Source organism: Sphingomonas sp. PEI4 (genome assembly GCF_056679955.1).
In genome coordinates this window covers 1,516,645-1,530,858 of sequence record NZ_CM155258.1, presented here as the reverse complement: position 1 = coordinate 1,530,858, position 14,214 = coordinate 1,516,645, and the positions used below count along the sequence as shown (strand labels likewise).

The window sequence follows — 14,214 nt, the reverse complement described above, 5'->3', positions numbered from 1 at the left end:
GCCGGTCGGCGCTTTGGTTGTCGCCAATATGTGGCGGCGTTTCAAGCCGCGTTCGAGACCATTGATCGACGCTAGTATGGAAGCCGCGCAATCGATTGCCGCGGATGAACTGGCACCCGGGCTCATGCATTCCTATCTCTCCCACTAGTCTCCCGATCAGAACAGAAGTAGAACCAGCCTCATGCTGACCAAGATTTCCGTACGCGGCGCGCGCGAGCACAACCTCAAGGACGTCGACATCGACATCCCCCGCGACACGCTGACGGTGATCACCGGGCTGTCGGGCTCGGGCAAGTCCAGCCTAGCCTTCGACACGATCTACGCCGAGGGCCAGCGCCGCTACGTCGAATCGCTCTCCGCCTACGCCCGCCAGTTCCTCGAGCTGATGCAGAAGCCCGACGTCGACCATATCGAGGGCCTGTCGCCCGCGATCTCGATCGAGCAGAAGACGACCTCGCGCAACCCGCGCTCGACGGTCGCCACCGTCACCGAGATCTACGACTACATGCGCCTGCTATGGGCGCGCGTAGGCACGCCATATTCCCCCGCCACCGGAGAACCGATTGCCGCGCAAACCGTGTCGCAGATGGTCGACCGCGTCATGGCGCTCCCCGAGGGCACGCGCCTCTACCTGCTCGCCCCTGTCGTTCGCGGCCGCAAGGGCGAGTACCGCAAGGAACTCGCCGAGTGGCAGAAGGCGGGCTTCGCGCGCGTCCGCATCGATGGCGAGATCTACGACATCGACGAAGCCCCCGCGCTCGACAAGAAGTACAAGCACGACATCGAAGTCGTCGTCGACCGCCTCGTCGTAGGCGGCGAGATAGCCACGCGCCTCGCCGAAAGCTTCGAAACCGCCCTCAAACTCGCCGACGGCCTCGCCTATGTCGACCCCGCCGACCCGGTCGAACCGCACACCCCCAAGTCCGAGATCCTAGGCAACAACGCCCCCGACGGCCGCATCGTCTTCTCCGAGAAGTTCGCCTGCCCCGTCAGCGGCTTCACCATCTCCGAGATCGAGCCGCGCCTGTTCTCGTTCAACGCCCCCCAGGGCGCGTGCCCTGCCTGCGACGGCCTCGGCGAGAAATTGCTGTTCGACGAAGACCTCGTCGTCCCCAACCACATGCTGAGCATCAAGAAGGGCGCGGTCGTCCCCTGGGCAAAATCCAACCCTCCGAGCCCGTATTACATGCAGGTCCTCGGCAGCCTCGCGCGCGAATTCCAATTCGACATCGAGACGCCCTGGTCCGACCTCCCGCCGGAGGTCCAGAGCGTCATCCTGCACGGTTCGAAGGGCAAGCCCGTCACGCTCACCTTCATCGACGGCAAGAAGAAATACGACGTGTCGAAGCCGTTCGAAGGCGTCATCGGCAACCTCAACCGCCGCATGCTCCAGACCGACTCCGCCTGGATGCGCGAGGAACTGAGCAAGTACCAGTCCGCCGCCCCCTGCGAAGTCTGCGGCGGCGCGCGCCTGAAACCCGAGGCGCTCGCGGTCAAGATCGCGATGAAAGACATCAGCTACGCCACGCATCTCTCGGTGGTCGACGCGCTCCAGTTCTTCACCGACATGCCGCAGCACCTCGGCGACCAGCAGAACGCGATCGCCGAACGCATCCTCAAGGAGATCGTCGAGCGGCTCGGCTTCCTCAACAATGTCGGCCTCGACTACCTAAACCTCGATCGCACCAGCGGCACGCTAAGCGGCGGCGAGTCCCAGCGCATCCGCCTCGCAAGCCAGATCGGCAGCGGCCTGTCCGGCGTGCTCTACGTCCTCGACGAGCCCTCGATCGGCCTGCACCAGCGCGACAACGACATGCTCCTCAAGACGCTCCGCCGTCTGCGCGATCTCGGCAACACCGTGCTCGTCGTCGAGCATGACGAGGACGCGATCCGCACCGCCGACTACATCATCGACATGGGCCCCGGCGCCGGCGTCCGCGGCGGCCAGGTCGTAGCCCAAGGCACGCTGAAACAGATCCTCAAGTCGAAGGGCAGCATCACCGCCGATTACCTCAACGGCACCCGCAGCGTCCCCGTCCCCGAAACCCGCCGCAAGGGCAACGGCAAGAAGCTCACCGTCCACAACGCGGTCGCCAACAACCTGCGCGGCGTCACCGCCAGCCTCCCGCTCGGCACCTTCACCTGCATCACCGGCGTCTCCGGCTCGGGCAAGTCGAGCTTCACGATCGACACGCTCTACGCCGCCGCCGCGCGCGAGCTGAACGGCGCGCGCATCGTCCAGGGCAAGCACGACAAGATCACCGGCCTCCAGTATCTCGACAAGGTCATCGACATCGATCAGTCGCCGATCGGCCGCACCCCGCGCAGCAACCCCGCCACCTACACCGGCAGCTTCACGCAGATCCGCGACTGGTTCGCCGGCCTGCCGGAATCGCAGGCGCGCGGCTACAAGCCCGGCCGCTTCAGCTTCAACGTCAAGGGCGGCCGCTGCGAGGCGTGCCAGGGCGACGGCGTGCTCAAGATTGAGATGCACTTCCTCCCCGACGTCTACGTCACCTGCGACGTCTGCCACGGCGCGCGCTACAATCGCGAGACTCTCGAGGTGAAGTTCAAGGGCCATTCGATCGCCGACGTGCTCGACATGACGGTCGAGGACGCCGCCGAGTTCTTCAAGGCGGTCCCCCCGATCCGCGACAGGATGGCGATGCTGGTCGAGGTCGGCCTCGGCTATGTCAAGGTCGGCCAGCAGGCGACGACGCTCTCGGGCGGCGAAGCGCAACGCGTCAAGCTCGCCAAGGAACTCTCGCGCCGCGCCACCGGCAACACGCTCTACATCCTCGACGAACCCACCACCGGGCTCCACTTCGAAGACGTGCGGAAGCTGCTCGAAGTCCTCCACGCGCTGGTCGAGCAAGGCAACACGGTCGTCGTGATCGAACACAATCTCGACGTCATCAAGACCGCCGACTGGGTCCTCGACCTGGGTCCGGAAGGCGGCGTCAAGGGCGGCGAGATCGTCGCCGAAGGCACGCCGGAGAAGGTTGCGAAGGCCAAGGGCAGCTTCACGGGGAAGTATCTGGCGCCGTTGCTGGAGAAGCGGGTTATCGAGGGGGCGAAATAATGACGGCAGATAACACTCAGCCCCGGCTATTCGTGTCCTATAGTTGGAGCGACCAGCAACATATGGATTGGGTGGTTCAGCTCGCCACTGATCTACGAACGAACGGCGTGGATACAATCCTCGATAAATGGCATTTACGAGAAGGGCAGGATGCCCATGCTTTTATGGAGCAGATGGTTACCAAGGCTGACGTAAGTAAAGTTATTATTGTTTGTGACAGAAAGTACGCGGAACGTGCTGATCAGCGGGTTGGCGGGGTTGGTGCCGAGTCACAAATCATGTCGGGAGAGTTGTACGGCAAAGTTGACCAAACTAAGTTTGTTGCTGTTTGCCGCGAAAACGATGAGAATGGCCGAGCTTTATTACCGGTGTTCTTAAGATCGCGTATTTACATCGACTTCGTGGACGATAATCTGTACAGCGACCGCCTTGAGCAACTATTACGATGGTGTTACGATAAACCGCTCTATATCGAACCGCAAATTGGTTCGTCGCCGGCATTTAGCGACGACAAGATATCCCCAGTCATTAGACGGCAAGCCGAATTTAGTCGAACGAGCCGCAGTCAACCCGATGGGGCGGGAAGCTCCAACGCAGTGGTCCAATTCTTTCGAAATATCTCGGCCGATGATGCTTTGCCACTGGCCGAGAGTGGCAACGATTTGCCAAAAGATGAGCAAATATACAACGGCATCGTAGCTTTGTCTCCTCTCATTTCTCGAGTATTAGGCGTTTTTAAGCAAGCTGTTAGAAATGAACGAACCGCTCAAATTGCCGGCGAAGAGATGCATCGATATCTCGAAAAGCTGCTTTCTCAATATGAAAAAGGCCATACCAATTGGAGCGGGGATTTAATTAAGTTTTACGGACAGTTCATGCTGGTCGCTTCAATCGCCCTCCTTGTTGATAATGCTCAGGCGCAAGTCGCTGACGATATGTTGACGGAGCCGTTTGTCTTGGATGATCACGGCGGCATGACCGCTAAGAGTGTTTCATTCGGACGTATGGCAGCTTTTTTACGTTCACTGGATACCCGGAACGATAGGCTTGGCCTTAGGAGGCTTTCTCTTCACGGGGACCTCATTAAGCAGGTTTGCGAGGCTGCGGGATTTAGCTTTCGAGATTTCGTTCAAGCAGATTTGGCCCTGTTCGTCAGATCTGCGAACATGGGAGATCGTTGGTGGCCGAACTCTGCAATATACGTTGCAGACGAGCAGGGGGCGTTGCCCTGGTATATTCGGGCTACGGCTCCAAAAAATAGGGCCGCAGTTTTGAAATTGCTGGGGCTTGAGACTAGAAATGATCTCATATCATTGATTGATAAATTCAAATCGCGTGAAATCAGAAATCCTGAGTGGAGCGGGGCTTGGTCAACAGCCGATGTTGTTCAGTTGACTAATTTGGTTGCGATATCGGAATCTTGGAAAGATTAAGGGGGTTTCATATTTCGTCGAATTAATTTTAGTTGATCAGTAGATCGTTGCAGCTAAATGGCATACATCATGTGTAGACTATGGCGCACTTAACTCCCATCGAGTCGGAATTCGCGACCAGTGAAGACGCCGCCGCATACGACGCGTGGTTCCGCGCCAAGGTCGAGCGCGCGATGGCGTCGGACAAGCCCGGCATCCCGCACGATCAAGTAATGGCAATGGCGCAGGCTATCCTCGACAAACACAAACCGCGTTGACGCTGCCGCTCGTCTGGACGGACGATGCGATGCGCGACCTGCTGAACATTCTAGATTACATCGGCGCGCGTAACTTCGCGGCCGCGGAGCGATTGAACGCCGCCATCGTGCATGCGGCGGAGAACCTGCCCGATCATCCCTATATCTACCGCTCCGGAAGGCTGGCGGGCACCCGCGAGGCGGTGGTTCATCCAAACTACCTCCTGGTCTACCGCGTCACCGAGACCATCGAGATCCTCGCCGTGCTCCACGCCCGCCAGCAATATCCCTAAAGCCCCGCCGCCGTCCGCCACGCCGCATTGATCCGCCCCTGCCACCCCGGCTCACCGTCGCGAAACTTCGCCAGCACGTCCGGATCGAGCCGCAACGTCATCTTCTGCTTGACCCGGTCGCTCGGCGGCGGGCGGCCCTTCACGACGCCATTCGGCCCCGGAGAGCCTTTGCTGGCCCCTTGCGCAACGTCCGCGACCGATCCGTTTCGGATATGGTCGCGGGACCTGAGTCAGTAGAAGTGCGCATATACCGGGGCGGACTCGTACCAGCCCTTGCAGCTGCGCTTGCCGTTGCGTCGTCGGTTCTCGGACTCCCAGCGTGCAGGGCCAACGCCAGCGACAAGCAATATCCTGCCGCGCCGCGCCAGCGTCTGCTGGCCGATCCAGCGCTCGTACGCCGCCTGCCGCGCATCGGTCGCCCGGCTGGCATCGCCACAACTGCGTACGCCCGTCCATCGTCCGATCGAACCACTCAAGTCGCCGGTGATCCGCTCGATCCGGTCGTCCCGCATATCCGCCGGCCCCGCGTTCCGCGCGAACTCTATCGCCGGCGCTCTTTCCTGCGCAATGGCCTTCGTTGTCCCCAGGCCCATGACGCCTATCCCGACTCCCACGATGCCGACCAGCGCCGCTCTAGCGAACCTACCCTTGCTCTGCATGATCATCCTCCCGTTTCTTGAGGCGTCATGTGTGCCACGTCTGTCGGGTACGCATTGGCGAGATTGCTCCGTTCCGGCGGCGTCCCCACCGACGGAACCGCCCGCCGCGCCCGCCCGTTGGGATCGCGCATTCAGAAACGGAAACCGCCATGACCAAGCCTCAACCCCACAAGCCCGCCAAGCCCAAGACGTTCGGCCTCAACGCGCTGTCGATCGGCGCCGCGGCGATCGGTCTCGGCGGGGCGTTGCTCGCCGTCTTCCTGCGCCCCAAGAAGAACCCCGCCGAGCATGCCGTCCCCGATCTCGCGCTCGACCGCCCACATCCCGGCCCGCACGACCGCGCACCCGAGGCGTTCCGCCCCGATCCCACCGCCGTCCCAACCAAGGAAGAGCGCGAGTCGCTGCGCCCCGCCACCGGCCATGCGCCGTCGTTCGCCGAGGATCGCGGCTCGACGCTCGGCTGAGGCGGATCGGGGGCAGGGCTAGGCACCCCCGCTAACCCTCCCCCGCCAGGGGGAGGTGGCTGGCCCTTGCCAGACGGAGGGGGAGGTAAGCGACGACCTCTGTTCCGTGTCCTCCCCCTCCGTCTCCTGCGGCGCCACCTCTCCCTTGCGGGGGAGGATCAAACAGGGGCTGGCCGACGTCGGTTCTGCCGCCACCACCCTCGCTCATCCGCCCCTCCGTCATCCTGACGAACGTCAGGACCCGGAGCCAAGAGCGGCGCACCCCGTAACCCCGGGTTCTGACGTTCGTCAGGATGAGGGAGGGGCAGCGCACCACCCCCACGAAACCGCTGTCCTACACATCCCGATCCGGCATACCTGATCGGTCCTCTCTTCAGGCGAGGATCGATCATGGCGAACGCACCCACCCCGGCCGATCCGCGACCCTGCCACATGGCCAAGCGCGCAGCGCCCGCCCCCAGGCCGCGCGACGAGCCGCCGATCCCCGACCATCTCCCGGACGCGGTCCGCCACGTCATGGCCTGGCAGGCGCACGTCGACGCCGGCCGGATCGGAAACCGCATGCCCGTATCGCCCGAGATCGCCGCCAACCGCGACCGCTGGACCGCGCTCGCCCGGACCATGCGCAAGTGACTGCCGCTCTCCGAGAACAGGGCGACGCGACCCATCTTGAAGCCGCACCCGCCGACCCGCCGAACGCTACCCGCCCGCATCAAATCGCCCCGCCGCCGACCGACGCCGCCACGCCGCGCCATCGCCAGCGCATCGACGGCTGGAGCCCGGAGCGCCAGCGCGGCTTTCTCGAACGCATCGCCGAGGGCGCCACCGTCGACGAGGCGACCGCCAGCGTCGGCCTGTCGCCACGCACCGCGTACGGCCTGCGCCGCCGCGCATCAGGCGCGGCGTTCGCGCTCGGCTGGGACGCTGCCAAGCTCGTCGCGCGGCCGATCGTCGCCGAAGCGCTGTTCTGTCGCGCGATGGTCGGCCAGATCGAGCGCGTCACGCGGCCCGATGGCGACGTTATCGAGCGCCATCGCTACGACAACCGCCTCGCCATGTCGCTGCTCGCCCGGCTCGATCGCCATGCCGAGGAGAGCGAGAGCACCAGTGCCGCCGCACGCCTGATCGCGACCGAGTTCGACGCGTTCCTCGACCTCGTCGAGCGCGATGCCGGCCCAGCCCGCGCCGGCCTGTTCCTCGGCGAACGCGTCGGGTCGACCGGGGCAGGGGAGGGGATGGCACCGATCATCGCGCTCGCCCGCGCCGACCGCTGGCTCCGCAGCGCCGCCGGCCTCGCGTCGGAGATCGACGTCGCCGATCTCGACCCCGCGGCCCGCGCAGGCTGGACCGCCGAGCAATGGGCGCGCGCGGAGGCTGCCGGGCTGCTCAGTCTCGCGCCAGAGCCCGTCCCGAAACCTGCGCCGTCGAAACCCGCGCCGTCGAAACCCGTGCCGCCGAAACCCGTGCCAGCGTCTGCACTTCCTGCACTTCCGGCGATCGAGCCCGACGATTCGGAAGGGGAATGCCCTGTCTGGTGGGACGCTGGCACGGACGTCTGGCGCACCCGCTTCCCACCACCGAGCAACTATGACGGGGAAGAAGGCGGCAAATTCGGTGACGACGATTACAGCCGCGAATGTTCCGAGGACGAGGTGATCATCCTCGACGCGCCGCGCGACCGCGAGATCGCCGAGCGGTTCGTCGTCGAGGGCGCGGACCGCGACAGCTGGTTCGTCGGCTATGCGGTGGGCTGCGGGCTTATCGCGGATGACGAGGCCGAGGCGGTGGCCGAGACCGATGCGGCGCGCGTCGCTGCGCTCGCCTGGAGTTTCGATCCGGAACGTCCGGCGGAACCCGACCCTGAAAGGGACGACGATGCCGAGCCCGTTGCCACTCCCGGCGCGTCGCATGTCGCGGTCGATCTGGCGCCGGCGGCCGCGAATCCTGCACCCAAGTCCGCCACCGGGCGTTCTCCCGCCGTCAAACTCTCAATCGACGGAGACCCCCATGAGCATCTTCAGCAAGATCAAGTCCGCAATCTTTGGTGAGAAGGGCCCGCTCGGCAGCGGCCATTTCGGCACGCCAAAGCCCGCGCCCGCGCCCGCACCCGCAACGCAGACCACCGCCGCACAGCCCCAGGCGACACCCGCACCCACGCCGCAAGCGGCGCCCGCAGCAACGCCTGTCACGGCCCCGGCACCGAAATCGGTCGACGTCGAGGCCGTCCTGTCGGGCATCGCCACGAACAAGGGTTCGAACCTAAACTGGCGCACCTCGATCGTCGACCTGATGAAGCTGCTCGATCTCGATTCGAGCCTCGACAACCGCAAGGAACTCGCCACCGAGCTCGGCTATACCGGTGCGAAGGACGGCAGCGCCGAGATGAACATCTGGCTGCAAAAGGCCGTGATGCGCGAGCTGGAAAAGAACGGCGGCACCGTGCCCGCCACCCTCAAGGACTGAGGCGCAACTGGCGCCGGCAACCAAACCCCGGCGCCGATCATTACGCTTTCAGTATCAACCGTCTGAAAGGACACGAAATGCGCGCTATGACGCTGGGCCTGCTGGCCGCCTCCACCCTGGTTGCCGGCTGCGTCGGTGACGGAGGAAGCCGCTACGGCGTCGACCCGCGCTATCGCTCCTACGATTATAACGCGCCCGATCCGGCATATGGCGGCTATGACGCCGGCCGCTATTACCGGGACGACCGCCGTTACCGCGAGCGCCGCCTGTCGAGCAACGAGCGTGTCTATCGCGGCAACGACGGACGTTACTATTGCCGTCGCAACGACGGCACCACCGGGCTGATCGTCGGCGGAGTCGCGGGCGGCGTACTCGGCAACGTGATCGCACCCGGCGGCTCGGGCCTGCTCGGCACCGTGCTAGGGGCTGCCGGCGGTGCGCTCGCCGGTCGTGCGGTCGATCGCTCGAGCAACGACACGCGCTGCCGCTAAATCCCTAGACCGGCGCCGAAATATCGGTGCCGGTCGATTTATATGACGGCTGAGCGCCGGCGGTGTACGCGAAAATATTATCCGCGGTACTCGACGCAGTTCTAGACCCATTTGACCGGCAAGATTTGCAATTCCGGCGGTCTTGGCCCATATAGCACTCAGCTACAGTCGCATATCGACGGTTCTTGGCGCTTTGCGGCACCTTTCTCCTTCTTTCCCTGCTCCGCGGCACGGGTCACCCGAACGTCGGGTTACCTTATACTAAGAAGGAGCCAATTCATGGCTATCACCGGAACCGTCAAGTTTTTCAACGCCGACAAGGGCTATGGCTTCATCGCGCCGGATGGCGGCGGCAACGATGCATTCGTGCACATCACCGCGGTTGAGCGCGCCGGCATGCCGACGCTGAACCAGAACCAGCGCGTCACCTACGAGCTCGAGCCCGACAAGCGTGGCAAGCAGTCGGCTGTGAACCTCCAGCCAGCCGATTGATCTCGCTGGCGGAGTAATTCGCCAACCTGATCTCGGTTGCGATGCGGCGGCCATAACGGTCGCCGCATCACCCCTTTAAAATTTCCCGCAGGAGCGCACCAGCATGGCCGATAATCCAGAATTTTACCGGGCCCGCGCTGATGAAGAGCGTCGCAACGGCGATGCCGCCCTCCTCGACAACGTCCGCGATCGCTGCCGCCGCGCCGAAAAGGCCTGGGACGACATGGCCTCGCGCGCAGAACGCACCCAGATCCTCCGCGCTGCCCGCGAAGCTGCCCCTCCCGGCGGCGAGCGCATGATGATCGGCACTCCGTCGATGGTCCCCGCCGAATAGGCCGGATCTCCGAGGTTCGATTGTTTGAAGCGAAACCCGGGTGCAGCGATGCATCCGGGTTTTTCTTTGTCTTTTAACAATGAGGTTCGCGCAGAGGCGCAGAGGCGCAGAGAGCGCGGAGGTTCTGGCCGAACTGCAGCTTCTCTAAAACAGATGTAAGGTCTCCGACCTTACCCGGAACACCACACCTCCGCGTCCTCTGCGCCTCCGCGCGAAACCTTACCAAGCCGGCCAGCGTCCAAAGTGCGGAGCAGCCGATTGGAGGCCGCCGACGCGGTACCGTGCAAGGCCGTCGTGACTTATTTCAGCGGCTTGCCCGAATCCTTCCAGCGGTCGAGTATCTGCGATTCCGGTGGCAGCATGTCGGACGCCACAGGCGCTACCGGTGACTGAACAACAAGCTTGGTCTGTGCCACGGCCGCCACCTCGGTAGCTGGAATCGGCACGGCAACCGCTCCAGCCGTCGCCGCAGCGATCATCTGCGGAGTAGGCGGCACGAGCGGCACAACCGACACATGCGGCCCGGGCACAGGCTCGCCGCCAGCGTATCGTTGGCTAAAGGCGCCGGATGTCCCCCAATACCCCTTCCACCGATGGAAGAAATGCGCGCCGACGACGTCGGTCATGACCATGCTTCGGTTCCACGCGGGCGTCACCGCATAGGTGTGATAGTGCGTCGCCAACCCCACCGGCGCATAGACATAACCCGCAAGCGCCATGCCCGCCGCGCGCGCCGCGCGGACCCACGCGCCGCGCGCCGGCACGCGCATCATCGCGCCGTCGCAGGCGAAGCTGAACTGGCAGCCGGCGTGTTCCGAACCCTGGTACACCACGCCGCATACCGTTCCCGGGAATGCCGGATGCCGCGCACGGTTGAGGATGACCTGTGCGACCGCCTGCTGGCCCGCATCGGGCTCCGAGGCCGCTTCGTAATAGATCGCTGCGGTAAGGCACTGCAGTGCGCGGTCGCGGTCGAGCGCCGGTGCGCCGGCCATTGAGAAGGGCCGTGCGGGAACTATGCCCGCATCGAGCGTCGCGCCGGCTGGGATTGGCAGGTCGGGGAGGTCGATGGTCCCCGTGACGCCAGCCGCGGGGGCTGCCGTTTCCTGATTGGAAAGCACCGGGGCTGTGGTCGAGGCGCGTACCGGAGACGCGATACTCGCACGATTGTTCGCCGAGCTACGCGCCGACATTGCGCGAAGTGCAGCATGCGCCGAGATTCCCGCGCCGATGATCAGCACCGTGACGACCATCGCCGCCCAGATTCGCTTCATCAACCGAACCGTCTGCAACCGAACGCGCAACCGCTTTCCTCGTACCTGCCCCGCCGAGCGTGCCCAACGCCCGGCATAGCCGATTTGGCCGAACCGATCGCGCACGGATTCCGTCCGTCCCACGGTGGGACGGACAGCTACCCTAGCAACAATCGCTTACCGTAAGGTTGCGGTGTCGAGCTTCAGCGCAGCTTCGGGGATGACCTCGACGTTCGGGTAGGCTTTCCGTAGCGGCTCGATGAACTGCTTGGCATCACCGACCACGACGATGCTTGCCGCCTTCGGGTCGAGCAACTTGACGGCGGCAGCTTGCACTGCTGCCGGATCGACGGCGCCCACTGCGCCGGTATAGCGCTGGAGTTCGCCGAGCGGCACGCCGTTCTGGACATAGGCACCGAGGATACCGGCAACCCCCGACGTCGTCTCGATACCGCGCCCGAAATTGCCGACCAGCACGGCCTTGCGCGTATCGAGCTCTGCGGCAGGCACCGGGGACGTCCCCATCCGCGTCATCTCGGCGGCGATCAGCGTCACCACTTCGGCAGCGGTCGGGTTCTTGGTCTGCGTCCGCGCCGCGACCGTGCCCTGCGTCTTTCCCGCGTCGAGCCCGCTGCCCGCGCCATAGGCCAGCCCGCGCTTGATCCGGATTTCCTGGTTCAACCGCGACGAGAAACCGCCGCCGAGCACCGTGTTGCCGACGGCCAGCGGATAATAGCGCGGGTCCGACCGCGCGATCGCCGGCCGGGCAACCACGACACCGGCCTGACCCGCTTCGGGCATGTCGACGACGATTACGCGCGGTTTAGGGTACGTGACCTGCGGCGCGCTCGCGGTCGCCCTGCTGGTCGATTTCCAAGACCCGAACTGCGCCTCCGCCAACGCCTTCGCCCGCGCCGCGGTGACGTCGCCGACCATGATCAGCGTCGCCTGGCCCGGCTGGAAGCTCCGCGCATACGCCGCCGTGATGTCGGCTCGCGTGATCGCCTTCAACGACAGCGGCGTGCCCCCGTTCGGTGCACCATAAGGCGACGTCCCAAGCACGGCCCGATCCGCGACCAAGCCCGCGACCTGTGCCGGATCCTTCAACGCCAGCGTGACCGCGTCGACCTGCTGCGTCCGCGCGCGCTCGATCTCTTCTGCCGCAAAGGCCGGATTTATCGCAACATCTGCGAGGATCGCCATCGCCGGCGCCAACTGGTCCGACTTCACCGTCACGTCGACCGCCGCGCCGTCGCTGCCAGCCGAACTGCCGATCGCCCCGCCAAGCCCCTCGACCGCACGCGCGATCTGCGTCGCCGAGCGCGTCTTCGTGCCCTTGGTAAGCAGTTCGGCCGACAGGCTGCTGACGCCAGCGCGATTAGCCGGGTCGGTCGCCGCACCGCCCGCGGTCACGAGATACGCCGTGACGATCGGCAGGTCGTGCCGCTCGACCGTCACCAGCCGCATGCCGTTCGCAAGCCGCGTCTCCACAGGCTGCGGAATCGTCGGCGATACCGGCGCGCTCGGCACCGGCGGCTGGACGCGCTGGCTTTCGGGCGCAGGCGTCACGATCTCGATGGTCGCCGGCGCCTTCAGGTCGGCAACCTGCACCGTCGAGGCAACCGCGATCGTATCCGCGATACCGCCGGCCGGCTTGGCCGCAAGCGGCATATAGCGGATCGTCGCCGACTGGTTCTCGCCCAGATATTTCCGCGCCACCCGCTGGATGTCCGCCGCAGTCACCCGCGCGATCGCCGCGAGCTGCTTGTCGGCCGCCTGCGGATCGCCGTCGATCAACACCGCGGCGGCCAGCGTGCTCGCCTTGCCCTCGGCGGTCTCGCGCGACTGGATCGATTGGGTGAGGATCTCGTTCTTCGCCTCGGCCAGTTCGGCGGCCGTCACCGGCGCATCGCGGAACCGCGCGATCTCGCGCTTCAACGCGGCCTCGCCCGCCTCGGCCGTCTTGCCGCCCGCCATGATCGCATAGACCACCAGATTACCAGTCGACTGCTTGGTGTCGAGGAACGCCTCCGCCGATTGCGCCAACTGATCGCGGTACACGACGTGCTCGTACAGCCGCGAACTCTCGCCCGTCGCCAGCACCGCGTTCAACACGGTCACCGCGGCGCTATCCGCATCGCGGTCGGCAGGCACGTGATAGCTGACCAGCACCGCCGGCAATGGCGTGTTCGGCTCGTACACGGTGCGCGTCACCGCCTTGGTCCGCGCCGGCTCGGCCACCGTCACGCGCGGGATCGCTGCGGCCGGCTTCTTGATCTTGGCGAAATACTGATCGACCCAGCCGTTCAACTGCGCGGGATCGAAATTGCCCGACACCACCAGAATGGCATTGTCCGGCCGATAATAGGTCGCGTGGAACGCCCGGACGTCGTCGATCCCGGCCGCCTCGAGATTTTCCAGGCTGCCGATCGTCCCGCGCGCATAGGGGTGCGCAGTATAAGCGAGCGCCGGGTAATAGAGCGAGAACAGCTTGCCGTACGGCCGCGCGAGCGTGCTCTGGCGCAGTTCCTCCTTCACCACGTCGCGTTCCGACCCGAAGCTCTTGGGCTCGACGACGAGGCTCGCCATCCGGTCCGCCTCCGCGAACAGCAGCCGCTGGAGGTGGTTGGCCGGGATTACCTCGTAATAATTGGTGTAATCGTCGTTGGTCGACGCGTTGTTGTAACCGCCGACGTCTTCGGTGAGCCGGTCCATCTGTTCCGACACCAGGTTGCGCGTCGACTTGAACATGAGATGTTCGAACATGTGCGCGAACCCGGACTTGCCCTTGGGGTCGTCCTTGGAGCCCACGTCGTACCACACCTGCACCGACACGTTCGGCGTGCCGGTATCGCGGATCGCGTACACGCGCAGGCCGTTCGGCAGCGTGCGCTCGGTATAGGCGATCGGCTTGACCGAAACCTGCGTCGGGGCCGGTGCGGTCTGCGCCACCGCCGCTACGGGGAAACATGCTGCGGTCAGCAGCAGAGCGGAGCGGAGGAGGCGCATCTAAA

General features: G+C 64.7%; 15 protein-coding genes. 11 read left to right on the top strand and 4 right to left on the bottom strand.

From position 1 onward, the window contains the following. Nucleotides 1–181: 181 nt before the first annotated feature. From uvrA to AC1MLZ_RS06970, 4 genes are all read left to right on the top strand, one after another. The gene (uvrA, locus tag AC1MLZ_RS06985) at nt 182–3,082 is read left to right on the top strand and encodes an excinuclease ABC subunit UvrA (protein ID WP_480960991.1); all 2,901 of its coding nucleotides are present in this window, start codon (nt 182–184) and stop codon (nt 3,080–3,082) included. Continuing rightward, a complete protein-coding gene (locus AC1MLZ_RS06980; RefSeq protein WP_480960990.1) occupies nt 3,082–4,515 on the top strand; it encodes an SEFIR domain-containing protein in 1,434 nt (477 codons plus the stop codon). Before uvrA ends, AC1MLZ_RS06980 begins: the two co-directional genes overlap by 1 nt. An 80-nt stretch (nt 4,516–4,595) precedes the next feature. After that, a complete protein-coding gene (gene relB, locus AC1MLZ_RS06975; RefSeq protein ID WP_480960989.1) occupies nt 4,596–4,772 on the top strand; it encodes a type II toxin-antitoxin system RelB family antitoxin in 177 nt (58 codons plus the stop codon). Further along, the gene (locus AC1MLZ_RS06970) at nt 4,769–5,044 is read left to right on the top strand and encodes a type II toxin-antitoxin system RelE/ParE family toxin (protein ID WP_480960988.1); all 276 of its coding nucleotides are present in this window, start codon (nt 4,769–4,771) and stop codon (nt 5,042–5,044) included. Before relB ends, AC1MLZ_RS06970 begins: the two co-directional genes overlap by 4 nt. Here the strand turns inward: AC1MLZ_RS06970 and AC1MLZ_RS06965 are convergent. Beyond that, nucleotides 5,041–5,187, bottom strand: a complete 147-nt coding sequence (locus AC1MLZ_RS06965; RefSeq protein ID WP_480960987.1) for a BrnA antitoxin family protein — start codon at nt 5,185–5,187, stop codon at nt 5,041–5,043. The two genes, AC1MLZ_RS06970 and AC1MLZ_RS06965, sit on opposite strands and share 4 nt — an antisense overlap. A gap of 87 nt (nt 5,188–5,274) precedes the next feature. Continuing rightward, nucleotides 5,275–5,637 (bottom strand): hypothetical protein, encoded by a 363-nt coding sequence (locus AC1MLZ_RS06960; RefSeq protein WP_480960986.1) that lies wholly within the window; start codon nt 5,635–5,637, stop codon nt 5,275–5,277. Between the two features lie 215 nt (nt 5,638–5,852). Between AC1MLZ_RS06960 and AC1MLZ_RS06955 the strand changes: the two genes are divergently transcribed. The 7 genes from AC1MLZ_RS06955 to AC1MLZ_RS06925 all read left to right on the top strand — a co-directional run bounded on the left by AC1MLZ_RS06955 (nt 5,853) and on the right by AC1MLZ_RS06925 (nt 9,947). Beyond that, nucleotides 5,853–6,167, top strand: a complete 315-nt coding sequence (locus AC1MLZ_RS06955; protein ID WP_480960985.1) for a hypothetical protein — start codon at nt 5,853–5,855, stop codon at nt 6,165–6,167. Nucleotides 6,168–6,557: 390 nt separating this feature from the next. Continuing rightward, nucleotides 6,558–6,800 (top strand): hypothetical protein, encoded by a 243-nt coding sequence (locus AC1MLZ_RS06950; RefSeq protein ID WP_480960984.1) that lies wholly within the window; start codon nt 6,558–6,560, stop codon nt 6,798–6,800. Continuing rightward, nucleotides 6,797–8,215 (top strand): hypothetical protein, encoded by a 1,419-nt coding sequence (locus tag AC1MLZ_RS06945; protein WP_480960983.1) that lies wholly within the window; start codon nt 6,797–6,799, stop codon nt 8,213–8,215. The genes AC1MLZ_RS06950 and AC1MLZ_RS06945 overlap by 4 nt, the downstream gene beginning before the upstream one ends. After that, nucleotides 8,175–8,630 carry a DUF3597 domain-containing protein gene (locus AC1MLZ_RS06940; protein WP_480960982.1) on the top strand — a complete coding sequence of 152 codons (456 nt, stop codon included), beginning with the start codon at nt 8,175–8,177 and terminating at the stop codon, nt 8,628–8,630. Before AC1MLZ_RS06945 ends, AC1MLZ_RS06940 begins: the two co-directional genes overlap by 41 nt. A 77-nt stretch (nt 8,631–8,707) precedes the next feature. Next, nucleotides 8,708–9,121 (top strand): glycine zipper 2TM domain-containing protein, encoded by a 414-nt coding sequence (locus tag AC1MLZ_RS06935; protein ID WP_480960981.1) that lies wholly within the window; start codon nt 8,708–8,710, stop codon nt 9,119–9,121. Between the two features lie 279 nt (nt 9,122–9,400). Next, complete coding sequence (locus AC1MLZ_RS06930) at nt 9,401–9,613, top strand: cold-shock protein (protein WP_031394996.1); 213 nt, start codon at nt 9,401–9,403, stop codon at nt 9,611–9,613. A gap of 103 nt (nt 9,614–9,716) precedes the next feature. Continuing rightward, the gene (locus AC1MLZ_RS06925) at nt 9,717–9,947 is read left to right on the top strand and encodes a hypothetical protein (RefSeq protein WP_056060610.1); all 231 of its coding nucleotides are present in this window, start codon (nt 9,717–9,719) and stop codon (nt 9,945–9,947) included. A gap of 299 nt (nt 9,948–10,246) precedes the next feature. On the opposite strand, the gene AC1MLZ_RS06920 is transcribed toward AC1MLZ_RS06925, so the two are convergent. Next, on the bottom strand, nt 10,247–11,326 hold the full coding sequence (locus AC1MLZ_RS06920; protein WP_480960980.1) for a cell wall hydrolase: 1,080 nt from the start codon (nt 11,324–11,326) through the stop codon (nt 10,247–10,249). A gap of 51 nt (nt 11,327–11,377) precedes the next feature. Further along, entirely contained in the window at nt 11,378–14,209 is a 2,832-nt protein-coding gene (locus AC1MLZ_RS06915) for a M16 family metallopeptidase (RefSeq protein WP_480960979.1), read from the bottom strand. Nucleotides 14,210–14,214: the final 5 nt, after the last annotated feature.